The 23,316-nt window shown below is 73.6% G+C and carries 19 protein-coding genes; 6 read left to right on the top strand and 13 right to left on the bottom strand.

Going from position 1 to position 23,316, the window contains the following annotated elements; translation table 11 throughout:
• Positions 1–47 precede the first annotated feature (47 nt).
• Positions 48–932 (bottom strand): NAD-dependent epimerase/dehydratase family protein, encoded by an 885-nt coding sequence (locus tag WME82_RS49330; protein WP_438040991.1) that lies wholly within the window; start codon positions 930–932, stop codon positions 48–50.
• 102 nt (positions 933–1,034) lie between these two features.
• Between WME82_RS49330 and WME82_RS49325 the strand changes: the two genes are divergently transcribed.
• From WME82_RS49325 to WME82_RS49310, 4 genes are all read left to right on the top strand, one after another.
• The gene (locus WME82_RS49325) at positions 1,035–1,967 is read left to right on the top strand and encodes a LysR family transcriptional regulator (RefSeq protein ID WP_438040990.1); all 933 of its coding nucleotides are present in this window, start codon (positions 1,035–1,037) and stop codon (positions 1,965–1,967) included.
• Positions 1,968–2,099: 132 nt separating this feature from the next.
• The gene (locus WME82_RS49320) at positions 2,100–2,567 is read left to right on the top strand and encodes a hypothetical protein (protein ID WP_438040989.1); all 468 of its coding nucleotides are present in this window, start codon (positions 2,100–2,102) and stop codon (positions 2,565–2,567) included.
• Positions 2,568–2,793: 226 nt separating this feature from the next.
• Positions 2,794–3,126 carry an ArsR/SmtB family transcription factor gene (locus tag WME82_RS49315; protein WP_438040988.1) on the top strand — a complete coding sequence of 111 codons (333 nt, stop codon included), beginning with the start codon at positions 2,794–2,796 and terminating at the stop codon, positions 3,124–3,126.
• The gene (locus WME82_RS49310; RefSeq protein WP_437857006.1) at positions 3,110–3,604 is read left to right on the top strand and encodes an SRPBCC family protein; all 495 of its coding nucleotides are present in this window, start codon (positions 3,110–3,112) and stop codon (positions 3,602–3,604) included. The genes WME82_RS49315 and WME82_RS49310 overlap by 17 nt, the downstream gene beginning before the upstream one ends.
• 48 nt (positions 3,605–3,652) lie before the next feature.
• Here WME82_RS49310 and WME82_RS49305 read toward each other — a convergent pair whose 3' ends face one another.
• The 11 genes from WME82_RS49305 to WME82_RS49255 all read right to left on the bottom strand — a co-directional run bounded on the left by WME82_RS49305 (position 3,653) and on the right by WME82_RS49255 (position 18,911).
• Positions 3,653–5,002 (bottom strand): ABC transporter permease, encoded by a 1,350-nt coding sequence (locus WME82_RS49305; RefSeq protein WP_438040987.1) that lies wholly within the window; start codon positions 5,000–5,002, stop codon positions 3,653–3,655.
• Entirely contained in the window at positions 4,999–5,961 is a 963-nt protein-coding gene (locus WME82_RS49300; protein ID WP_438040986.1) for an ABC transporter ATP-binding protein, read from the bottom strand. The genes WME82_RS49305 and WME82_RS49300 overlap by 4 nt, the downstream gene beginning before the upstream one ends.
• Positions 5,958–7,364 carry a TfuA-like protein gene (locus tag WME82_RS49295; protein WP_438040985.1) on the bottom strand — a complete coding sequence of 469 codons (1,407 nt, stop codon included), beginning with the start codon at positions 7,362–7,364 and terminating at the stop codon, positions 5,958–5,960. The genes WME82_RS49300 and WME82_RS49295 overlap by 4 nt, the downstream gene beginning before the upstream one ends.
• On the bottom strand, positions 7,361–8,644 hold the full coding sequence (locus WME82_RS49290; RefSeq protein ID WP_438040984.1) for a YcaO-like family protein: 1,284 nt from the start codon (positions 8,642–8,644) through the stop codon (positions 7,361–7,363). The genes WME82_RS49295 and WME82_RS49290 overlap by 4 nt, the downstream gene beginning before the upstream one ends.
• A 55-nt stretch (positions 8,645–8,699) precedes the next feature.
• Entirely contained in the window at positions 8,700–11,309 is a 2,610-nt protein-coding gene (locus WME82_RS49285) for a thiopeptide-type bacteriocin biosynthesis protein (RefSeq protein WP_438040983.1), read from the bottom strand.
• Positions 11,306–13,855 (bottom strand): lantibiotic dehydratase, encoded by a 2,550-nt coding sequence (locus WME82_RS49280; protein ID WP_438040982.1) that lies wholly within the window; start codon positions 13,853–13,855, stop codon positions 11,306–11,308. Before WME82_RS49280 ends, WME82_RS49285 begins: the two co-directional genes overlap by 4 nt.
• Complete coding sequence (locus WME82_RS49275) at positions 13,852–14,631, bottom strand: nitroreductase family protein (RefSeq protein WP_438040981.1); 780 nt, start codon at positions 14,629–14,631, stop codon at positions 13,852–13,854. The genes WME82_RS49280 and WME82_RS49275 overlap by 4 nt, the downstream gene beginning before the upstream one ends.
• The gene (locus WME82_RS49270; RefSeq protein WP_438040980.1) at positions 14,618–16,435 is read right to left on the bottom strand and encodes a SagB family peptide dehydrogenase; all 1,818 of its coding nucleotides are present in this window, start codon (positions 16,433–16,435) and stop codon (positions 14,618–14,620) included. The genes WME82_RS49275 and WME82_RS49270 overlap by 14 nt, the downstream gene beginning before the upstream one ends.
• A complete protein-coding gene (locus tag WME82_RS49265) occupies positions 16,432–17,172 on the bottom strand; it encodes a hypothetical protein (RefSeq protein WP_438040979.1) in 741 nt (246 codons plus the stop codon). Before WME82_RS49265 ends, WME82_RS49270 begins: the two co-directional genes overlap by 4 nt.
• Positions 17,150–18,466 (bottom strand): YcaO-like family protein, encoded by a 1,317-nt coding sequence (locus tag WME82_RS49260; protein ID WP_438040978.1) that lies wholly within the window; start codon positions 18,464–18,466, stop codon positions 17,150–17,152. Before WME82_RS49260 ends, WME82_RS49265 begins: the two co-directional genes overlap by 23 nt.
• An 88-nt stretch (positions 18,467–18,554) precedes the next feature.
• Entirely contained in the window at positions 18,555–18,911 is a 357-nt protein-coding gene (locus tag WME82_RS49255; RefSeq protein ID WP_438040977.1) for a hypothetical protein, read from the bottom strand.
• Between the two features lie 415 nt (positions 18,912–19,326).
• On the opposite strand from WME82_RS49255, the gene WME82_RS49250 reads away from it, so the two are divergent.
• Both WME82_RS49250 and WME82_RS49245 read left to right on the top strand, forming a co-directional pair.
• Complete coding sequence (locus WME82_RS49250) at positions 19,327–21,393, top strand: hypothetical protein (protein ID WP_438040976.1); 2,067 nt, start codon at positions 19,327–19,329, stop codon at positions 21,391–21,393.
• Positions 21,394–21,556: 163 nt separating this feature from the next.
• A complete protein-coding gene (locus WME82_RS49245; protein WP_438040975.1) occupies positions 21,557–23,014 on the top strand; it encodes a fibronectin type III domain-containing protein in 1,458 nt (485 codons plus the stop codon).
• A gap of 123 nt (positions 23,015–23,137) precedes the next feature.
• Here WME82_RS49245 and WME82_RS49240 read toward each other — a convergent pair whose 3' ends face one another.
• Positions 23,138–23,311 (bottom strand): hypothetical protein, encoded by a 174-nt coding sequence (locus WME82_RS49240; RefSeq protein WP_437983453.1) that lies wholly within the window; start codon positions 23,309–23,311, stop codon positions 23,138–23,140.
• Positions 23,312–23,316 lie beyond the last annotated feature (5 nt).

Here is a 23,316-nt window from a genome sequence, read left to right as displayed (position 1 = left end):
CCGAGCTTTCGCTGGGCGATGTCTCGTTTCTCCTGCTCTTGCCCGGCTCAGGTGAGCTCCCTGTGGATCCAGTCGGTGACCGATCGGTGACGGGGTGACCATCCGAGCCGCGCTGCGAGCTTGCCGCGCACGCGGCTGTTCGAGCCGAGCGCGAACACGGCCATCTCTCGCCCCCACGCCGCGACGGCCTCTTCCCTGGACCAGCTCTGGGCCTCCCCAAGTCCGAAGCGCGCGGCGATGGCGCGGACCACGTCGCCGAGCGCGGCCTCGCCGCTCTCGACAAACATGAAGCTGCCCGCCGGCGCCTTCTCGAGGGCCAGCGCGTACAGCGCCGCCACGTCGGCGATGTGGACGTTGGACCAGCGGTTCTGCCCGCGCCCGATGTAGCGCGCGACGCCGGAGGCTCGCGCCTGGCGCGCGAGCGCCGGAATCTGCACGCTCTCTGCGGGCGCGCCGAGGGCGTTTCCATAGATCATCGTGTTGCACAGCACGACGGATCGGACGCCGGGGGCGCCGAGCACGCGCCGATCCAGCGCGACGCGCGCCACCTTGTCTGGCTCCGGCTCGAACGTCGTGTCTTCGAAGAAGACGCGCTCCGACGGCTCTCCCATGGCCTCGTCTGCCACGATGCTGCTGCCGCTCGTGTGGAGCAGCGGTTTGCCAGAGCCCTCGAGGCCGGCGATCAACGCCTCCACGGCGCCGCGGTGATCGCTGCTGGCCGCGTTGACGACGCCATCGGCGGCCCGCGCCTCTTCCTGGAGCAGCGCGGCGTCGTCGAGCGAGCCGACGACCGGCGCGACGCCGTGCGCGGCCACCGCCTCCCCCTTGGCGGCGCTTCGAACCAGGCCGCGCACCGTGTGGCCAGCGGCGACCAGCGCCGAGGCGACCGCGCCGCCGATGAAGCCATTCGCCCCCGTGATGAAGATCTTCATGTCGTGCTCCTGCCGTTCGAGTTGACGGCTCCGAAGCTAGACCTCGGTCGGGGGGCGGACTATCCCCTGCGCCAGACCAGGACCTGTGAACGGAGGTCGCAAATGCCGCGCATCGCCATGGAGCGCTCGGGTGAGCTCGAGGTGTTTCTGCGGGTGGTCCAGGAAGGGGCGTTCTCCGCTGCCGCCCGCAGCCTGGAGATCACGCCGTCCGCGGTCAGCAAGCTGATCGCGCGGCTCGAGGCGCGGCTCGGCGCGCGGCTGTTCGTGCGGACCACGCGCTCGCTGACGCTGACCGAGGAGGGACAGGCCTTTCGCCGCGCCGGAGCGCGCATCGTTCAGGAGCTCGACGACGCCGAGCAGGCGGCCGCCGGCGGAGCGGTGCGCGGCCGGCTGCGGGTCAGCGCCTCGCTGCCGTTCGGCTCGCTCTTCGTGGCGCCGCTCATCCCGAGCTTTCTCGAGCGCCATCCCGCGCTGTCCGTCGATCTGAGCTTCACCGACGAGATGGTCGACCTCGTGGCACGCAAAGCCGACGTGGCGATCCGGATGGGGACGCTGCCCGAGAGCGGCCTGCACGCGCGCAAGCTCGGTCAGAGCCGCCGCGTCGTGTGCGCGGCGCCGAGCTACCTCGAGCGCCGGGGGACACCGACGTTGCCCCGCGAGCTGGCGAGCCACGAATGCCTGACCTTCAACTTCCGGCGCTCGCGCGCGGGCTGGCCGTTCGTCGAGGGCGGCCTCGAGCTGGAGCAGGACGTCTCGGGGCATCTGCAGGTGAACAACGGCGAGACGATGCGGCAAATGGCGCTCGCGGGGGTCGGCATCGCCCGGCTCGGCCTGTTCCACGTCGCGGCGGACATCGAGGTCGGCGCGCTCGTTCCGCTGCTCGAGCGGTACAACCCCGGAGACCTGGAGCTGATCCACGCCGTCTACGTCGGCGGCAGGCAGATCCCCCGCCGCGTGCGCGCGTTCGTCGATCATCTGGTGGACGGCCTCGCCGGCGCGCCGCTCCTCTGCGCCGCCCAGGCGCCCTCGACCTGAGGCGCGGACGCGTGGGCGCTCCGGCGCATCGACGAGCGCGGGGCGCGTGTATCGTCGGGGCGACGGGGCGCCTGCGGGTCCTGAACGGCCAGGAACGCACCTTCCTTGTCAAGGAGAGCTCGAATGAGACGGATGACGCTTCTCGAGGTCCTGGCGGCTGGGCTCGCGCTCGCGGCGTGCGTTGACGATGGGGGCGAGACAGCGATCGCCCTCGACGAGAACCTGCAGCTCGGCGAGCTGACGACCGAAGAGGCCACCCAATTGTGCGACGATGTCAAAGAGCCGATGAAGCTCGCGAAAGCAGACCAGTGCGATCTCGTCGGACTGCTCAACTCCTCTGAGATAGAGGACTGCGTGGCCATCTGGCGGGCGTGCCTCATCTCTGCAAATGAACCGCTGACGTCGACCAGGTGCTTCACGTACGACTTCGAGGGGTGCACCGTCACGGTCGCGGAGGCCAAGACCTGCCTGATCGCCATGGCCGACACCCTCAAGGCGCTCTCGTGCGGCTCCAGCCTCGACCTCTTGCAGCCTCCCGCGGAGTGCGTGGGCGTCCGCGCGTTCTGCCCGTCGATCCTCGAAAACGGCGAAGGCTTCTGAGGTCGCCCCTCGCCCCGCTGGCCGCTCTCGATCTGGCTGCACAGCCGACGTCAGCCGGGTCACCGCATCCCCTCGCGCCCATGCCTCCGGTCGTCGAGCGCGAGCGTCAAGCTGTCGCGGCTCCTCGCATCCTACATCCGAACACCTGCAGCGGCCCGTGCCCGGACCCGCGCCGGCCGAGCATCCCGGACCTTGACAGGTGACCATTTGGTAACATATCAAGGAGGTGACGGACGACGATCGCGTCTTCAAGGCGCTGGCCGATCCCACCCGGCGCTCCCTCCTCGACCGGCTCTTCGCGCGTGATGGCCTCACGCTCACGGAGCTCGAGTCCGAGCTCGAGATGTCGCGGTTCGGCGTGATGAAGCACCTTCGGGTGCTCGAAGCCGCGGGGCTCGTCGTCACGGTTCGATCGGGCCGGAAGAAGCTTCACTACCTGAACCCGGTCCCCATTCGCCAGATCCACGATCGTTGGATCGACAAGTACACCGAGGGGCGCATTTCGGCGCTCGTTGATCTGAAGAGACACCTGGAGAAGAACAATGACGACGAAGAGTGAGAAGCCGGTCCACATCTACCGAGTCCACATCAAGGCGACGCCCGAGGCCGTCTGGGATGCGATCACGAAGCCCGAGTGGATCGAGAGGTACGGTTACTGCGCCCGCGCGGAGTACGATCTGCGCCCCGGCGGCAAATACCAGGCGTTCGCGAACGCGGAGATGGCCCAGCACGGCGGCTCCAACGTGATCATCGATGGAGAGGTCATCGAGGCCGATCCCCCGCGAAAGCTCGTTCAGACGTGGCGCATCCTCTGGGATCCCGAGATGAAGGAGGAAGGCTTCAGGCGACTTACGTGGGAGATCGAGGTGAGCCCCTACGGCATCACGTCGCTGACCGTGACCCACGAGGTCGGCGACGCGCCCAAGACAGCCGCCATCACCTCGGGCGTGATCAAGGAAGCCGGCGGTGGCTGGAGCTATATCCTGAGCGATCTGAAGACGCTGCTCGAGACAGGCAAGACGCTGTCGGCAGCTTGAAAGCGCTGCACTGCGCGTCAGGAAAGCCGCTCGCGCCGTCGGCCCGCGTCACCTGGCGCGGGCCCAGCGCCAGAGCTCGCGGAGGGTCGGCGTCGATCCATGGGAGAGGACGCCTGCCCGGAAGATCCTTGCAGCGACCCAGACGAAGAGCAGCACGGTCGCGCCGGTGCCGCCGATGGCGACGAGGATCTGCCAGAGCGGCGGGTCGGAGACGAGGACCCGGACGAACATCACCATCGGGGCGTAGATCGGGATCATCGAGAGCACGACGGCGAGCGTCGAGCCGGGGTGACCGGCGATGACCACGAGGAAGAACGGCGGCGCGGAGAGCGCCATCGAGATCGGGCTCATCAGCTGCTGCGCGGCCTTCTCGGAGCTCGCGGCCGCGCCCCCGACGGCATAGACAGCCACGTTCACGAGGTATCCCAGCAGAAAGAACACGACGAAGTACACGGCGACCATGGGACGAAGCAGGGTCTCGGCGTCGATGAGGCGCGGCCCTCCCAGCGCGCCTATCGCGACGCCCGCGACGGCCGCCATCCCGAGCCACACGAGGATCTGCGTGAGGCCGGCGGCGGCGAGGCCGAGGATCCTCCCGGACAGGAGCTCGAACGGCGTCACCGAGGAGAGGAGGATCTCCATGATCCTGTCCGACTTCTCCTGCACGATGCGGCGCAAGATCTCGCGACCATTCAAGAGGATCGCGACGAAGAGCAGGCCGCCGAAGCCGAAGGCGACGAGCAGGTCGAGGTCTCCGCCGGGGCCCCCGGGGCCGCTCGAGGAGAGAGGCGCCGGATCGAACGCAGGGGGCGACAGGAGGCCCTCGATCTCGGCGGCGTCGCGGCCGCGCGCCGTCCACCGCGCCACGGCGACGCCGCGCGCCACCACCGCCGCGGCGTGCTCGACGGCTTCGAGGTCGGCGCCCCTCGCGTACAGCGCGCCCCGCGCGCCGGGGTCCTCGAGCATCGCGGGCGGGAGCACCACCACGCCGTCCACGCCGTGCCCTCCCGTCGTGGCGCCCGCCCTCGCGCCGTCGAGCAGCGCCGCGACGGCCGCGCTCGTGGCAGCGGCGTCCCCGGGGGCCACGTAGGTGAGCCGCAGCCGGGCGGCCCTCGGGAGCACAGCGCTGCCCATCGCGGCGCCGAGCGACCTCGCGGAGGAGCGCGCCGACGCCTCCTCGGCGAGGCCCGCGGAGGCGGCCTCCACGACCCCGCGGAGCCGGCCTGTCCCGTCGACCACGACGACCGAGCGGTCGCCGGCGCCGACGGCGACGATGAGCGCAGGGAGCAGGCCCACCGCCGCGAAGAGGACCGGCAGGAGGAGCGTCGTGAGGACGAAGGACGCGGTCTTCACCGAGGCGACGTACTCACGCTTCAGCACGACGAGGATGCGGCTCACGACGCCTCCAGCGCCGCGCCCCGGCCCGCGCGCGGCCTGTGGGCGAGCGGCGGCGGGGCGCCCTCGCCGACGACGCGAGAGAAGATCTCGCCGAGCGACGGCGACGAGACCTCGAACCGCCGCACCTGGAGGCGCGAGAGCGCCGCCGAGAGCGCCCGCTGCGCGTCGCCGGCGTCGCGCAGCACGAGCTCCGCCACGCCCGGCTCGATCCGCGCGCTCACCACGCCGTCGACGCCGAGGAGGAAGGTCCCGTCGCCGTCGAACTCGATCCGCGCTGTGTTGCCGGCGAAGGACGCCTTCACCTCGCCGACGGGCCCCGAAAGGACGACGCGCCCCCGATCGACGACGACCACGTGGTCGGCCAGGCTCTCGGCGAGCGGCATGACGTGGGTCGAGAGCAAGAGGGTCTTTCCGGCGGCGCGGAGCTCCCCGAAGAGCCGCTTCACGAGCACGGCGTTGACGGGATCGAGGCCCGACATCGGCTCGTCGAGGACGAGGATCTCCGGGTCGTGGACGAGCGCGCCGCAGAGCTGCACCTTCTGCTGGTTGCCCTTCGACAGCGTCTCGATCCGCGCGCGCGCGACGTGCCCGAGCTCGAGCGACCGGAGGAGCCGCGCGGCGCTCTCGCGCGCGCGGCGCGGGCGGACGCCCTTGAGCTCGCCGAGGAAGGCCAGGTGCTCGGCGACCGGCATCTGCTTGTACAGGCCTCGCTCCTCCGGGAGGTAGCCGACGCGATCGCGGATCGCGACGCTGTCGCTCCTGCCCCCGAGCACCTCGACCGCGCCCTCGTCGGGGAGGAGGATGCCTGTCACGAGGCGCATCGTCGTCGTCTTCCCAGCGCCGTTCCGGCCGAGGAGCGCGGTGGCGCCGCCGCGCCGCACCTCGAACGACACGGCGTCGACGGCCCGGCGCGACGCGAAGACCTTCGTCGCCCCGCGGAGCGAGATCGCGGGCGTCATCGGCGCTCCGGGGCCGGGGCGCTCGCGGCCCGGTCGCCGTGCGCGGCGCGGCGATAACACACCTCGCGCAGCGCCACGCGCTTGAACTCGTCCGCGTCGGCGAAGCCGGCGGAGCGCAGCGCGCTCGCCGGATCGGGCGGCACGGGCGCGCCCAGGCATCGCTCGAAATACCACCGGATCAGGTCGCCTTCGGCCATCCCCGCGTCGGAGAAGGCGGGGTTCGACAGGCCGAGCTCGGCGAGGCGCTGCTGCTTGTCGCGGGCCCGAGAGAGCAGCTCCGCGTACTCGCCGGAGACCGAGAGGTGGTCGCGGACGTGGCCTTGCGCCACCTCGTCGACCGCCTTCTCGACCCAGCCGATGAGCGCCTCGTCGCGGAGCAGCCGCGTCAGCTCGCCCCAGCCGACGCTGAACCGACCCATCCACGCCTTCACGTCGTCCGGCTCGTAGAGCCGCCGCTCGCGGCGGAAGGCGTCGGACGTCCGCTCCAGCGCGGCGTTGTCCACGGTGAGGCCGCGCCGCTCGGCCTCCTGCAGCGCGAGGTACCGGAGCATGGCCCCGCGCTTCGCCCGGCCGTAAGCCGCCGCATCGAGCCGGAGCTCGTCCAGGATGCCGTCGAGGGCGACTGTCTCATACGGCGACGGGTCGCCGGCGGTCGGGCGCTCCGCGGCGACCATCTCGCCGGCGGCCTGCTCGGCGCGGCACCAGAACTCGGTGACCTCGAACCTGTACGTGACGGTCTTCAGCGAGAAGCCCGCCTCGGCGCGCGCGCGGAGGTGCCGGAGCAGCGCGATCGCGTCGTCGCGCTTCTGGTTAACGCGCCCCTTCGGGAGGAAGTCGCGCAGCGACGCGAGCTCGCTTTGCGGGACGCCGTGGCGGGACGCGGCGTCGAGGATCACGGGATAGACGCGGTCGGGATAGTAAAGAGACTTTGCGACCGCCGTGAGCGCGTCGCGCGTGGCCGCGGTGATCACGCCCGCGGCCGCCGCGGCGTCGAACGTCCTGCGGATATTGACCATCGCCTCGGAGCCGGCGCGAAAGCCGCTGTCCGCGGGGCCGTGGACGACGGCCACCTCGTCGTCATCCTCGATGAGGCCGTCGCGGTACGCCTCGAAGATGGCGCCCACGCCTTCCATGCCGAAGGCGGAGAGCTCGGCGGCGCGCAGCGCCCCCATGCTGGAGCTCCCGAAGACGTGGATGCCCTGCGCCATCGCGAAGAGGATCTCCTTGTGCCAGACCGCCGGGACCCGCTCGAAGTAGCCGTCGATGATCGCGATGGCGCGCGGGCGCTTCGCGCATGCCCGGTAGACGTCGCCCTGCGAGACCGGCGGCAGATAGAGGGCGTCGAGCTCCGCCCGCGCGGCCTCGAGCGAGAGGGTCGGACCGACAAAGACGATGATGCTCATACGATCTCCTTCAGGCCCGCCGCGCTCCGGCGCTCGAGCGCTCGGCGGAACCGGCGGCCAGGGATGTAGTTGGGGAACGAGTGGATCCCCTCGAGCCCGGGAATCACGATCTTGACGACGGGGATGCCGAACTCCGGCTTCGTGAGATCGAAGGCGACGACGCTGTCGATCCCGACCGCGCGCAGCCGCTCGAGCTGCCAGGCGACGTCGTCCTCGAACGTGTCGCCCGCGAACGTCGGCCCCGCGGAGAACGGGCGCTCTCCGCGCGCCGTCAGCAGCCGGCGGACGTGCCGGACCTGATCGGGGCTCCGGTGGCGGTCGTACTCGCTCCGGAGGAGGTCGTCGCGCGCGCCCGAGATGACCGTGAGCCGGGTCTGCGCGGCCTCGGTGAGGGCGCGCAGCAGCGCGACGGCGCGCGACGGATGGCAGCCTTGCCCGCCGGAGCCGTGGAGCGCCCGGACGGCGTCCTCCGTCCGCTCGGCGATCAGGCACTCGTACGAGGGGATACCGACGTCGGAGGTGGTCTCCCACGCGCCGACGGCGACCCCGGCGGCCGAGAATTTCGCGAGCACCTCGCGGCAGCCGGGATCATCGATGCTGTCGAGATCGAGCCGCCTCGCGTCCCGCTCCTCGTCGGTGAGGGCCCCCCACACGGCCGTGGCGTCGCGCTCGACCACCTCGCAGATACCGTAGCTCACCGCCTCGAGGAGCCCGTTCCCCGACGAGAGCCCGTTGGTCGAGCAGCAGAAGATACCCGCGTTGACGCGGCCCGCCGCGGTGGCGTTGACGTGCACGAGCTCGTAGGGGACCCACACCGGCGCGCCGCGCATGAGGTCGTAGCCCTCGGCCCACAGGAGCGGGGTGTCCTCGTCGAGCGGCACGCTCGAGGTCCGCGGCAGCGCGGAGACGTCGGCTATCGCGTGGGAGCGCCGGAGCTCGCGAGAGGAGCCGAGGAGCAGCGGCCGGACGATGTTCTCGCCGTGATAGGCCTCGATCGACTCCATCAGCCCCGAGACCTTCGCCGCCGCGAGCGTCAGCCCCTTTCCCTGGCTGACCGAGAGAGAGCGCGAGTTGGGGCGGCAGACGACGACGACCGGTATCCCGATCGCGTCGAGCCCCGTGACGTTGGCGATCCGCGTGATCCCCATCGCCGGCATGAAGCCCTTGATCCGATCCAAGGTCTCCTCGGGCGAGGCCGTGCGGTGGGTGCCGTTCATGAAGCGCTTCTTCTCGGGGCCCGAGAGCCCCGGCATGGGCGGAAGCTTGGTCTGAGTCTCCACGATGCTTCTCCTTCGCTCTGCGCCCATGGCGGGCGCGGCTCGAGTTCGTTCTCGTTCAAGTGCTCTGCAAACCGAGGACCACCGGCCTGTCGCGGCGGCCGTCGCCGCGGCAGGCGTCGCGCCGCGCGCGGGCGATGGCCGTGACGAGCCGCCGCTCCTCCGGCGGCACGCCCGGGGTGAGCTCCGCGGCGCGCGCGAGCGCGGCCGCCCTGCCGGCGTCGTCCCCCGCGGCGGCGGCGACGTCGGCCTCGAGGTGCGCCGCGGCGAGCGCGAGCAGGGGCGCGCTCCGCGGGGCGGCGCCCCCGAGCGCGGCGAGGCGCGCGCGCAGCCGATCGAGGTGCGCCCCCGCCGCGCCGGCCTCCCCCCGCGCGAGGGACGACTCGGCGCGCGCGTAGAGCACGGCGAGCTCGCCGTAGGGCGAGCGCCACACGCGGGCGCGCGCGGGCCGCGCGCCGTCGAGCCACGCGCGGACCGGGGCCGCGTCGCGGCGCGCGAGGCCGAGCGAGATCGCGTTCTGCGCGGCGAGCGACGCGAGGTCGAAGAGGCCGATCCACGCCGCGTGACAGGCCGCGATCTCGAAGAGCGCCGCCGCTTCGGCGAGCTCGCCCGCGGCCGCGACGCTGCTCGCGAGGCGCACGCGCACCATGAGGGCGCGGCGGAAATCGGCGAGCTCCTCGGCGAAGGCGAGCGCCCGGCGCTGGTGCGCGAGGCCGCGCTCGTGCTCGCCGCTGGCCGCGTGCGCGGCGCCGCGCCACGCGTGCGCGGCGGCGAGGCACTGCAGCGGTGCGTCGCAGCGCGGCGCGGCGAGCAGGGCGTCGAGCCGCGCCTCGTGCTCGGCGCGGCGCTCGTCGGTGGCGCACGCGAGCGCGGCGTCGAGCTCCGCCCAGCAGCGCTCCGCGGCGGACGCGCCGGGCGCAAAGCGCCGCGGAGCGACCTCGTCCCGGAGCGCGTCGAGCGCGGCGGTCTCGCCCAGGTTGTGGAGCGCGGCGAGGAGGACGCGCCGCGCGAGCGCGCGGCGGCGCTCCGGGAGGCCGAGGCGGAGCGCCGCCTCCGCCGCCTGCCGCGCGAGGGCGGGGCGCGACATGCGGAGCATCGTCCTCGCGAGCGCCACGAGCGCGTCGGCCCGCGCCGCGGGCGAGAGGCCGGGCGACGCCAGGGCGTCGCCGAGGATCGCGGCGGCCTCGTGCAGCGCGCCGGCGCGGCAGAACGCTTCGCCCCGCGCGACCGTCGCGGGCCCCGGCGTCGCCGCGAGGGCAGCTGCTTCGCCTACGGGCGCGGACGCGGGCGCGACGCGGAGGAGCCCCGGCCCCTCCTCGATCTCGGCGACGATCGCGGCCCACCCGGGGCTCGGGCGCCCGCTCGCGGCGATGACGAGGGCGAGCGGCTCCGTCTCCAGGGCGCGCGCGAGGAACGCGACGGCGTGCTGCGTGTCGGCGTCGGCGCCGTCGACGTCGCGGAGGACGAGCACCGTGGGCTCGAGCGTGTGCTCCGCGAGGAAGACCCGGAGCGCCTCGGCCACGGAAGCCGGGTCGGGCGGCAGCGGGCACTCCGGCGCGTCGTGCGCGGCCTCGATGCGGCCGAGGGCAGCGAGGAGCGCGCCGCCCGCCGGGTGGGCGTCCGCGAGGGCGCGCAGCAGCGCGAAGGGCGCGGACATCCCGCCGGCGGGCGCGGCGGGCGCGATGAACCGGAGGCCGTCGCGGCGGGCTGCGTCGCGGAGCGCGTCGAGCGCGGCGCCTTCGCAGGGGTCGAGGAGCGCGGTGACGGGCCGGCGCTGCTCGGCCGCGCGGGCGAGGCGCTGCCACGCCTCGCCCGGCGAGACGCCCGGCGGGCGAGCCCGCGGCGGCTCGTGCGGGGCGCCTGCCTCGGCGAGCGCGTCGGCCACCCACACCTCGAAGGCGAGCGTGAGCCCGAGGCGGTTATGGAACGTGTGGGCGAGGTTGAGCGCGACCGTCGCCAGCGGCACGCCGAGGGCTCCGCGCCGCGACGCCTCGGCGAGCTCGGGTAGATCGGCGTCGAACGCGGCGAGGAGCGCGCGCTCGCCGTCGACGAGCTCGCCGAGCGCGGCGAGCCCCTCTCCCCGCACGAGCGCGCGCACCAGCGCGACCGACTCGTCGTCCGGCGCTGCGCAGACGAGCTCCATCCCCGAGATCGCGCGGGCGAACGTGCGCCAGTGCCGCGCGTACCCCGCGAGGAACGACCGCCGCGCGTCGCCCGCGACGCCCGCGCGCGCGAGCAGCGCGTCGAGCGCGCACGCCGCGACGAGGGCGCGCGCCCGCGGCCGCCCCGCCGTCTTCCGGATGCAGCCGAGCGCGAACCTGCTCGACGCGAAGAACTGCCGCTCCGCGATCTCCATCCCCGCGGGCCCTCCGTGCTTCTCGAGCTCCGGCTCGTACGCGGCGGCCTCCGTGCGCGACACGGCGGTGCAGCACGCCGCCGCGGCGTCCACGCGCGCCGCCACGTCGACGGGGTCGTGCCCGGGCGCCACGCGCACGCGCAGCCGCAGGTGGTCGCCTCCCTCGGCGTACCGGAGGAAGAAGAACCGATCGATCGCGCCGCGCTGCTCGAGCTCGGACACGAGCGGATCGATCAGCCCGAGGAGGAGCGCGTCCGTCCCCTCGCCCTCGAGGCCCCGATCGTGGAACAGCTTCCGGTAGATCCAGCTCATCGCGCGCTCCTCTCGCCGTCGATCTCGACAAGCAGCTCCGCCGCGTGCGGCCTCCCGTCGAGGCGCAGCCACGACGCCTCGGGCTCCGGCAGGAGCTCGGTGAAGACGAGGTACCCGCTCCTCACGTCGCCGGGACCGCCGAGCAGGCGAGCCAGCCCGATCAGCGTGAACGGGCTCTCCCAGTCGACGTACATGTTCGTCTCGGTGAAGCCGTAGCCGGCCACCTCCCGCCCGACGTACCGGGCGAACCCCCGGCTCGGGAGATCGAGCTCGCGCCGCAGGCGCGCGATCGCGCGGAAGTACGACGCGTACGGCTGCTTCGGCTCCTTGCGCGGGATCGCGCTCACCGGGATCGCCCACCGCGCGCGCTCCACCACGACGCGACCGACCGTGAGGCGCGGGCGCCGCGGGGCCAGCGCGACGCCACGGGCCAGATCGAGGCGATCGAGCACGTTGTAGAGATCCGCCCGCTCCGCCACCGTGTCGTCGCGGAGCCGCGGCGAGAGCGCGCGGAGCAGGAAATGCGGATCGGGGAGCGCGGCGTCCCGCAGGAAGCCGAGGTGGATCGGCTCGATCTCGCGGCCGAGGCGCCGCGATCGGAGCCGGAGCTCGACCGCCGCCGCGTCGAAGCGGAGGGAGAGATCGCGGAGCGGCAGGACCTTGTCGCCGGGCGCGCTCGGCTCCCACGGGAGCTCGAGCGCCCACTCCGTGAGGCGCGGGTGCACCTGGAAGTTGAGGCCGAGCGTGGGCGAAAGCTCGACGGGGAGCGGACCGTCCTCCTGCGCCAGGCGGCGGCGGATCGCCTCGAGGGCCTCGGGGGCGCGCCCCTCGGCGTCCGCGAGGTAGCGCGACAGGTACTTCGCGCGCCCGGCCTGCGCGCCGTTGAGCACGACGCGCGGCTCTCCGCCGTCTCGCGGGCAGGGAGGCGCGATCTGGAGGAAGAGCGCCATCGACGACGGCGCGTCCGGGGCGGCGAGCCCCTCGAAGAGGCCTGGATCGAGGCGCACGACGTCGCCCGTCGCCGCGGCGGCGACGCGGCCGAGCTCCGCGTCGATCCAGCGGATCGGCTCGGACGCGCCGCGGATGACCGCGACGCGCCGCGGGTCCTCGAGGATCTCGGTCACGAAGCCGCCGACGTCGTCGCACACGCCGTCACGGCCGAACCGCTCGACGAACGCCGCGCAGAGCCGGCGGTGCGCGGCCCCGCAGGCGCTCGCGCGCACGAGGCGCACGACCGGCTCGAGCGCCTCGGCGAGCGCCCCGCGTGCGGCAGGGAGCTCCGCGCCGAAGGCGCCGTCCACCATGACATCCTCGAGCATGGACGAGCGCCCAGGGCCGCGGCCGAGCTCGGCGGCGAGGCGCGCGCGCGCCTCGACGCCGGCGGTCGCGTAGTCCTCGAGGCGCCGCGCGACCGAGCGGAGCTCGCCCGGCGCGCCCGCGCACCCGATCTCGCCCAGGGCGTCCGCCGCGGCGCGCAGCGCCGCAGGGGTCGGCCCCATCGGGACGCTCGCCGGCTCGAGCATGCCCGCCTCGACGAGCTGCTCGAGGACGTCGCGGCACGCTCGCTCGTCGGCGTCGTCCGACGCGAGCGCCCGGGCGGCGTCCTCGAGCGTGCGCCCCTCGGCGCCCTCGACGAGGCGGGCGACGGCGGGGGTCCACCCGAGCGACATCAGCTCGCCCGACCCGGCGCGCGAGAACACGACCGACGGCGCGGCGCCCGCCGCGAAGCGCCGGAGCGGGTTCATCCGGAGCGGCAGGCGCGCGCGTGCGTGGGCGTGAGCCGACGGCTGAGAAGACATCGCGCGCGCGACGAGCTCCCCGGCGTGCGCGAGCGCGAGCTGCGGGAGGCTGCGCCACCGCGCCTCCTCGGGCGTGCGCGGCGCGCGCGGCGCGTCGCAGACACGTGGGGGCAACGCGGAGAGGTCGAGCAGCGCGACGCCCGCGAACCCCGCGAACGGCGTCGTCCGCGCCGTCGCGCGGAAGACGTAACGCGCGATCGTGGCCTCGCGGATCTGCTGCGCCGAGGTGAGCGGCGCGCCGCTCGGGATCTCCGCGAGCTTCTGCGCCGTGGTATAATGGTCGGCGCTCGAGAGCAGGATCCCCCCGAGCAGGCGCGAGCTCCCGAGCGTCTTCCGGAAGCGCTCCGACGCGGCGATCCACTCCGCGGCGAACGTCGCCTCGTAGCGCTCCTCCAGCGCGGCGCACCGCGCCGCGCGCGCGTCGACGAGCGCGAGCGCGGCGCGCGCCCCTTCCGGCGGCGCTGTCCTCGCGCCCTCGAGCGCGCCGGCCGCCACGGCCTTCCCGTTGAACAGCCGCCGCTTCACCTCGAGCGCCGCGCGGCGCAGCGCCTCGTCCTCGCAGCCGCGCACGACGTCGAACATGCGCGCCGCCGCGTCCGCCCGCGCGGCCGCGAGCTCGAGCTCGGCCACGGCGAGCTCGCGCTCGACCGCGGGGCTCTCGCGGAGGCGGAGCCCGGCGAGCGCGTCGGCCGGCATCCCCGCGACGCGCAGCGCGCCCCACGGCGCGATCTGGAGCCCGCGGCTCATCGCGGCTGCCCTCCGCGAGGCGCCTCTCGGGAGGTCGGCTGGCGGTGCCCTCCGACGGCGAACGCGAAGAACGCCGTATGATCGCGGCCGTCGAGCCCGAGGACCTCGTCGACGACCGCGGGGGCGAAGCCGCCGGTCGCCGTGTAGGTGAGCCCGAGCGTCTCCGCGACGAGGTAAAGGCGGTCGGTGAGCCACCCCGCTGCGAACGCCGCGCCCCGGTAGCCGCGATCGCCGAACGCCACGAGCCACCGCCCGATCGGGACCACCAGGAAGAGCACCGCCGCGCCCATGGCGTGCTCGCGCTGCAGGATCGCGGTCTCGGCCATCCGCGCGCGCGGCGCCGGGCCGATCGGCGCGAGGCGGTGCTCGCCGCGGTCGTACCGGTGCGCGCCGGGCGGGACACCGTCGACGTCGAAGACGACCGGAAACAGCAGCGGATCGAGCGTCGCGTCCGCGAGCCCTGCCGGCCGCGCCGCGGCGGCCGCGAGCAGCGTCCCGAGCGTCGCCGCGTCGAGGGCTCCCGCCGAAAGCCTTCCGCTCCGCCGCGCGGCGATGACCGACGCGAGCGAGCGCTGGACCGGCTCGAGCGCGCGCGGCGCGGGCAGCGAGAGGGCGCGCTCCGCGTCCCCGGGCAGCGGCGACGGCGCGGGGAGCGCCGGCTCCGGCGACGGCCGCGCCCCGGGGTAGCGGCTCGCGACGACGAGCTCGGCGACCCCCCGCAGGGGCTGGATCGCCGCGGCGAGCGTGGACGAGATCCTGTGATCAGCGAGAGACATCGCGGGCCTCCGTGGCTGCGCCCGTGAGCGCGATGAGGAGATGCGGTGCGAGATCGATGCCATCGACGCCGACCACGCGCGCGACGACCTCGTCGTCGAACGTCCAGATCGTCGCCGCCGCGAGGCCGAGCTCCTGGGCGAGGAGCTCCACGCGGTGGGCCATCAACCCGGCGTCGAGCAGCGCGTAGGTGTACCCACGCGCGTAGTACTTGGAGCACGCCCGCGCGACCGAGCCGACGACGACGATCACGGCGCCCGCGGACTCCACGGCCGCGGCGTGCTCGGCGCTCCCGCCCGCGAGCACGGCCCGCGCGAGGGCGCCCGCGGCCACGCCGGCGCGGAGCGGCGTGAGCGCTCGCGCGGCGAGCTCGAACCGGTGGACGCCGGCCGCGATCCCGGGGACCCGCGCGGCGGCGACGTACGCCTCCGCCGAGCCGAGGTTCCCGGCCGACGCGGTGGTGCGACGCACGTGCGCCTCGCCCTCGGCGCGGCGCTCGACGCGCCCGCCGAAGCTCAGCTCGAGCAGCGCGCCGAGCGCGCCCGCGTCGAGCGTCCCCGTCGCGTCGCGCCGGCGCGACAGCGCGGCCCCCACCGGCGCGCCGAACGCGCCGCCGAGCGGCGCGGCGACCTGCGCGGCGTTCGTCGCGCCGGCGCCCTCCGGAGGCCGCCGCGGCGACGGCGCGGCCGGCGTGCTCTGCAGCTTCCGCACCTCCGGGCTGATGTGCGCCTGCATCCCCGCGTGCTGGCCGATGTGCCACGGCTGGACGACCGTCGTGTTGTGGAACATCCGCGCGAGGCTCTCCGCGTGGCCGGACGAGAGCGTCGTCGTCCGCGGCGGCGCGTCGCCGCCGCAGAGCGGGCAGCTGGGCAGCCTGGTCATGAAGGGGTGGAGCGCCGTCTCGCCGGCGCCGGGCCGCCACACCTCGACGTGCTCCAGCGGGGCCACCGCGAGCAGGCCGCTCGCGTGGAAGATCACGTGCTGCGCGACCCGGCTCACGAGCGCGCGCCCCCAGAGCGCGCGAAGAGCGCCGTCGTCGAGCGCCGGATCCGCCGCGGCGGCGCCGATCTGGAGCCGGACGCACGCCGGGCACGCGGACGCCCCGGGGATCGTGAGCGGCCCGATCGTCCACGTGCCGGGGTTCGCCGCGAGCATCGGGACGCGCGCCGCGATGCACGCGCGCGCCGCCGCCTCGAGCGCCTCCTGGTCGCCGATCACCACCGCCAGATCGACCTCGCCCTGCGCGAGCTCCCCGGCGCTCGCGGCGAGGCGGACGTCGGCGACGCCCGCCTCGCGGAGCATCGTCACGAGCATCCCCGCGAGCTTCGCGTCGCCGTCCCCCAGCGCGCGCACGCGCGCGCCTTCGAGCGCCCGCTGCGCTTCCCCCCGGCTGCGGTTGCGCCCGGTCCGGCGGAGGTACCTGCTGAAGAACGCGCGCTGCGCCCGGCGCGGCTCCTCGGCCTCGTCGGCCGCGGCGCCCTCGCCCTCCTCGAGCATGCCGTGCATGTGCATCAGGTGGATCGCGTCCCGCAGGTCGGAGGCGACGACGCCCGGAAACGCGGCCTCGACGTCGCCGACGGTGCGCGTCCCGTCGAGCAGCGGCACGAGGTTCTCCATCACCCACGGGAGCGACGCTCCCTGGATGATCTGCGCCTCGCCGCCGAGGACGTGGAGCTCTCCGCCCGGGAGCGTCACGCGGAGGAGATCCTCGACGAAGCGCGGGCGCTCCGGGCAGCGGAGCTCCCAGTAAAGCTCGGCGAAGCGGCTGAGATCGCGGGCCTCGTAGGCATCATCGGACGGACTCATCGGTCACCTCCCACGCCGGACGATCCGGCGATCGCGAGCGGGTGCTCGGCGAAGTACCCCGCGAGCGACGCCCCGCGCCCCGCCGCGTGCTCGCCGGCGGCGCACCGCCCGCACAGCCCGACCCGGGCGAAGCGCCGCGCGCGGAGCGCGCCCGACGTGACGTCGCACTCCCAGAAGCGCCCCATGCGCGCGGCGCCGGCGCGGGGCGGCTCGGGCGCGCCGCGCTCCTTGAAGAGCGCGAGCGCCTCCGCGGCGAGCAGCGCCGCGGCCTGCTCGGTGACGGCCGCGAGCTCGCCCTGGAACCAGGGGCCAACGTCGCCCGAGGCCCCGAGCGCCTCGAGGGCGTCGTGCGCCTCGAGGTCCAGCGCGACCGAGCGCACGCGCCGCGAGAAGCAGGCGAAGCACGGCGTGCGACCGGGGACGATCGACGGCCCGATGCGGAGCTCGTGCGCGAGCAGCGTGCCCGACGTCCAGGCGACGCGCGCCGCGAACGCCGCCGCGTCGAGCGCGAGCGCCGCCGCGGGCCGGGGGCGATCGGTCGCGAGGACGATCACCGCGTCGGGCAGCGCCTCCGGCGCGCCCGTGCCCAGCGCCGACGTCGTGACCCGCGCCCCCGCGCCGGTCAGGAGCTCCGCGCAGCGAGCGCCGAGCTCTCCGTCACGGAGGACGTGCACCGCGGGCGCGCCGGCGGCGCGCTCCGAGGCCGGGCTCTCCTCAGGCGAACGGGATCGGATCATCGGTGATCGACTCCTCTTTGCGAGCGCCGTACCCGAGCCTCTCCGGCGCGTCGTACAGGCGAGGGTGCGCGAGGTACCGCGCGTGGTGGGTGAAGCTGATGGGCAGGAGCTCGGGCACGATCACCTTCACGACGACGATCCCGAAGTCGCGGACCTCGGGCATCGTCACGTCGACGGCGACCACCTCCATGCCGAGCGCGGCGAGCCGCGCGACGATGGCCGCGAGCGGGTCGTCGCCCTCGATGGGGCGGGGGAAGGCGGTCGCGACCGGCGCCTCGCGGGTGGCGAACGCGAACCGCGCCGGGCCGTCGGGTCCCGCGTAGAGGCGCCCGAACGACTCGGGTGTCTGATCGGCGTCGGTGAAGAACGACGCCCGGGTGACCGGCGGAGCGGGCTCGCTCAGCGCCACCCGCAGGCTCCCCACCTCTTCGAGGACGCGCGCCGCCGCGGCCTCGCCGTCGGGGCGGCAGGCCGCCATCGTGATCGCGTGCGGCGCGCTGTGCGCGCACGTCTGCACGGCGCCGATCACGGGGACGCCGACGTCGGTCGTGAGATCGAGCAGCGCCGTCTCCGTGCCCGCGGCCTCGGCGCTGCGGAGGAGCGCCGCGACGAGCGGGCTCCGCGCGCTCCCGGGCGCGATGCGCGGCATCCGGAGCTGGTGCAGCCAGAACAGCGCGAGGCTGTCGCGCTCGATCACCTCGCACAGGCCGGAGAGGATCGCCTGCCGGAAGCTCGCGCCCGCCGCGAACCCCGTCGAGAGCGGGAAGAGCGCGTGCTCGCGGATCGGCAGCGGCAACCCCATGTACGTCGCCGTGAGCGGCACCCAGATCGGGCGCTCGTGGGTGAGCGAGAAGCCGCGCACCCAGAGCTCGTCGCGATCCGGATCGGGCTCGCGCAGGCGGAAGGCCGACGGCGCGCGGGCCCGCTCGCGCGCAGAGCAGCGCGGCAGCCGCGCGGGGTCGAGCGCGCGATCGCCGAGCGAGCGCGGCGTCGCGCGCAGCACCCCCTCGGTCGGGTACATGACGCCGCAGTAGCGCTCGAGGGCCTCGCAGACGGCCCGGATCTGGGCCGTGGTCTCGTCGACGGCCGTGCCGGAGCCGGTGAGCGACCCGAGCTTCGAGCCCACGCTGGACGGGCCCGGGTGGAGCGCCGCGGGCCTGCCGAGGAACGCGGTGAAGCCGTGCATCTGCCCCTCGAAGCCGGGGGGAAAAATGAACCGCCGGACACGGCGGATGATCCCGCAGCGCTCGTCGATGAGCGGCGCGAGGCGATCGATGAGCGAGATCTCCGACATGGTGGCGGCTCCTCGAGCGGGGCAGGCGGCGCCCCAGGCGCCCGGACGCGCGACGCGCGTCCGGGCCGCCCAGGGTGCGCCTACGGGTTCACTTCGTGTCGGCGCCGAGCTCGACGCCCTTGGCGATCGCGGCCGAGACGAGGGCGTCCTGGCCCATGACGTCGAGCGCCTTGTCGTGCATGCGGATGACGCTCTCGAGCTGCCCCTCGTCGAGGCCGTCGAGCGACGAGTTCGACGAGACGCTGATCGAGCTGATCGAGGAGAAGCACCCGCTGCAGCAGGCGGAGCTCAGCGGGACGGCCTGAAGCGTCTCGTTGCTCTTCTCGCTGATCTTCTTGAGGGTGAGCTCGAGACGCTGCACGCCGGCCTTCGTGTCGACGACGTCGGTCGCGCCGGCGGTCGTCTGCGTCTCGAACATCGACTCGGTATTCTGGATGGTGAGCATGGCAATCTCCTTACAGACGTTGACTACGTATCGACGCGCGCGGTCGCTCGCGAGGATTCGCGAACGACCGCGCGCGCCCTCTCGGATGCGCTCCGAAGAGTCCTTGAGGTCCAAGGCGGCATGTCGCCTGTGACACCCCGTGAGAGTCGGACAGCGAGCGTGCCTTCCGGCCCCGCTCCAGCCCCGAAGCTCGCGGTCCTTCAAGCAACGCGCATGCCGCGGGGCCCGAGCTCACGACCGCAGCCCGGGACCGGCGGAGCGCCGGCCAGGGCGCGGGCGACATCCCCAGGATGCGGCCCTCGATGCGCAACTACGCGCGCAAGTGAGCGGGGTTTCGCTCAACATGCGCACGCAGATCTCCGAGGCGCCTCGGGGACGAGGAGGGCGTATCGTTCCCGCGAGGCACCGAAGCACCATGCGAAAAGACCGGCTCGCCCTTTCTCTCCTGCAGATCGCGCTGCTCGCGGCGTGCGTGCAGCGCCTTGACCCGGTCGACGGCGCAGGGACGGACGCCGGGCCCGCGTTCCCGTGCCCACCGGGCGCGGTCGAGACCGGCGCGGACTGCGTGCCGGCGGGGGTCCCGCCCGGGCGGTGCGGGAGCGGCTTCACGCCCGATGGAGCGCAGGGCTGCGTGCCCGTCCTGCCGGCGGAGGCGGGCCCGCCAGGGCAGATGGCCGTCCCCGGCGAGGCGGCGTGGCGTGAGGTCGCTCCGTGCGGGACGGGCCCGTGGGGCGGCGCGCCGATCGATGAGACGACCGAGTTCGTCGACGCGGCCTACGCCGGGGCGGACGGCGACGGCACGGAGGCCAAACCGTGGACGACGATCCAGGACGCGATCGACCACGCGGCCGAGGGCGCCGTGATCGCGATCGCGGAGGGCAGCTACGTCGAAGAGCTGCTGATCTCAGGGCAGCCCGTGCGGCTCTGGGGCCGGTGCCCCGCGCGCGTCGAGATCGTCGGGCCGCCCGCGGCGATCGCCGTCCAGGTCGACAGGGGCGCGAGCGCCACGGAGATCCACGACCTCGCTGTCCGCGGGCAGAGCATGGGCCTCGGTGTGGCGAACGCGCGCGATGTCCTGGTCGAGCGGGTCTGGATCCACGACACCAGCGATGTCGGCGTCCTCGCCGCAGGCCTGGAGTCCGAAACGAGCCTGACCGTGCGCGGGGCGCTCGTGGAGCACACCACGGGCGCGGGCATGGTCGTGGCGGACGCCGCCGTGACGCTGGAGGGCACCGTCCTGCGCGATATCGATCTCGCCACCGGGGACCCGGGGCACCCGTTCGACGGCCATGCGATAGCGATGCAGGTCGAGTCGTTCGAGCGCCGCGCGAGCGTGACGGCGCGATCCGTCGTTATCGAGCGCGTCGGGGGGCTCGGGTTCAGGTTCTCCGGGGCGGACGGCGTCGTCGAGGACAGCGTCGTCCGCGACGTCGCCTGGCTCGCGGCGGAGCTGCCGGGCACCGGGCTCACGGCGACCCATATCCCGGGCTTCGATCCGGGGACCCTCACGGTCCGGAGCAGCGTCCTGGAGCGGAACCACACCGCCGCCATCGCGATGATCGGCGCAGAGGCGACCATCGAGGCGACGGTCGTGCGCGACACGGGCCTGGCGCCGACGGAGGGCGATCCGGGCCACGGCATGGGCCTCTACACCGAGCCGAGCCGCGTCGACGGCCGCCCCGCCCGCGTGGCGCTGCGGCACGTCCTTGTCGAGCGGAGCCGCGAGAGGGGGGTCGTCATCAACGGCTCCGACGTCGAGATCGATGGCCTCCTCGTGCGGGAGATCCTACCCGGCGCGCCGGACTACGGCGCCGGGATCGAGATCGCGCACGATCAGCGGCGCTCGAGCGCCCAGGTGCGCGGCAGCGCGGTGGAAGGCAGTTACGGGATGGGGATCGCCGTCTTCGGGGCCGACGCGACCCTGGACTCGACCGTGGTGCGCGACACGAGGCCGCTGCCGTCGAACGAGGAAGTCGGCCGGGGCGTCAATGTCCAGTCGCTGCCCGACCTCGGCGAGCGCGCGAGCGCTCACCTGCGCAATGTCCTTATCGAGTCGAGCAGGGACGGCGGCCTCTTCCTCAGCGACTCGGACGCGACCGTCGACTCGACGACGATCACGGACACCCTGGGGCGCACGCTCGACGGCGGGAACGGCTACGGCTACGGCTACGGCATCATCGCCTACAACAACGAGACAGGCCAGGCGGACGCCCTCGTCCGGGACAGCGTGATCGAGCGGAGCACCGCGGCCGGCATCTACAACGTCGGCGCGACGGTGCGGCTCGCGTCGACGACCTTCACGTGCGAGCCGCTCGACCTCGTGAGGTACGTCGATGAGCGCTCCCCGGCGGTCTACGAGGATCTGGGCGGGAACGTCTGTGGCTGCGACGGCCGCACCATCGACTGCAAGGCGGAGCCGACGCGCCTCGAGCCCCCCCGCGCGCTGCCGCCGCCTCCGCCGCTGCCCGACAGCGAGGATTGAGACTCCGCGAAAGCTCGTTCAGGCGTGGCGCGTCGGCGCCGCAACGCTCGCTGGTCTCGAGCTTGCATGAGCAGCGAGCATCGCATCGCCCAGGTTGCCGACGGGGAGCGGGACGGTCTTCTCGCGTCGCACGAGGCGATCCTCGAAAGAAGGGGACTACGTCATGCTCTCGAACCAGCACGTCAGCCGATCGGTTTCCATCATGTCAGCACGGGAGGGACGGCGTGCTGCGCGCACGCTGGGATTGATGCTCACGGCGCTGAGCCTCACGGGCACCGCGTTTGCCCTGCCCCCCTTGCCGCCGCCCGGCGAGGGCGGGCCGGTGCTCGACCCTGTCGATCCCTCGACACAACCGCCCGCGGCACCTTCCGGTATCAGCGTCGGCACGCGCACAGCGACGACGGTGGCGCTGTCCTTCCGCGATTCTTCGCCCTACGAAACTGGCTATCAACTGCAGCGGCGCGGCGGGGGCTCGACCAGCTGGGTAACGCGGCGCAGCTTTGGCGCCTTGAGCTCGGGCGCGACAGCCAGCTTCACCGATTCGGGCCTCACCCCGGATACGCCCTATTGCTATCGTGTGCGCGCGTACAACCAGTACGGCCAGCGCTTCTCGCCGGAGCGCTGCGCGTTCTCGCGCGACAGCCGGGGGTTTCGAGTCTGGCGGGCGCAGCTCGAGGTGCGCGTGGCCGATCGCAGCGACGCCAACACGGATGACGCGGTGTTCGCGCGTCTGAACGGCGGCGCCGTGCCGTCCGGCAACATCACGTACATGGACTACGGGCGTGACGACTTCGAACGCGGCAGCACGTTCACGTATGACCTGAACCTCGACTCCATCGACGACATCGGGGACATCACGCAGATCACCCTGTCCAAGGAGGGCGATGACGCTCTCTGCGTGCAGGGCTTCTCGCTCCTTGTGAACGGCATGGAGGTCTTCGATCGCGACTTCGGGGCTGCATCCAGCTGCCACTGGCTCGACACCGACGGCGGCCATTCCCCGACGCTCACCGTCAGCCATGCGGAGCTACGCGCCCACCCGGCCTGGGCGGGCTACAATCACACCGCCGCCCAGTTTCTGCTGGCGTTCGGCATCCCCAATGAGGAGCTGGTGAGCCGGGTCGAGGCCCTGGTCGGTGACTCGCTGCACGGGGAGGACCTGTACTGGGGCAACCTGTACGGCCCTGCCGTGGAGATCACCCGCGGCTGCCCGGCGAGCGAAGCCGAGTGCACGACGGCCCACGTCGACCTCGATCTGGCCTACAGCACATGGCTGCCCGACCCCGAGGTGGACGTCGATTTCGATCTTGATTTCGTGTGCGCTGACGGCGCGCTCAGCATCGTCACGAGCAACCTCGAGGTCGATGCGGACTCCGATTGGTACTATGAGGTCCTGGGTCTCGGCCTGCTCGAGATATTGGACTACAAGGTTCGGCGGGGCGTGGAGGCAGCCTGGGAGGAGCTCTCGCAGACGCTCGACGTCGGCGCGGAGTGCCGCGTCAACGTGACCCCCGAGGGCGGCCTCTCGATCGAGGCCGCGCCGAGCTCGGCCGGTCCCCGCGTGCGACCGGGGCTCGGGGTCTTCGAGGGCGCCGTCAAATCACGGGTCGTGCGCCCCTGATCGAGTTCGCGCGAATGCCAAGCCCCAAGTGAGCTGGCCTACCTCATCACCTCGGGATACGGCGACACCGACCACTGCGGCAGGCTCGACCCGTGGAGACAGGGGCGTTCGATCTGGCCCCGCTCACCGGTCGATCTCGGGCGCCACGCCGTCGAAGCTCGCGATGAGCGCCACGACGTCGGCCAGGAACAGCCCGGGGCTCTTGGCCTGGATCGACGAGGGCCGTGACGTCCCGGCAGTAGGAAATGGCCGCCGGCCCCTCACCGCCCGCCGCGCCTCCCCTCGCTGCCACTTCATCTGAA

It is taken from the genome of Sorangium sp. So ce128 (genome assembly GCF_051525245.1).
In the GTDB taxonomy this organism is placed as follows: domain Bacteria; phylum Myxococcota_A; class Polyangia; order Polyangiales; family Polyangiaceae; genus Sorangium; species Sorangium cellulosum_B.
The sequence above is the reverse complement of the archived record's forward strand: the minus strand, read 5'-3'. Positions and strand labels throughout refer to the sequence as shown.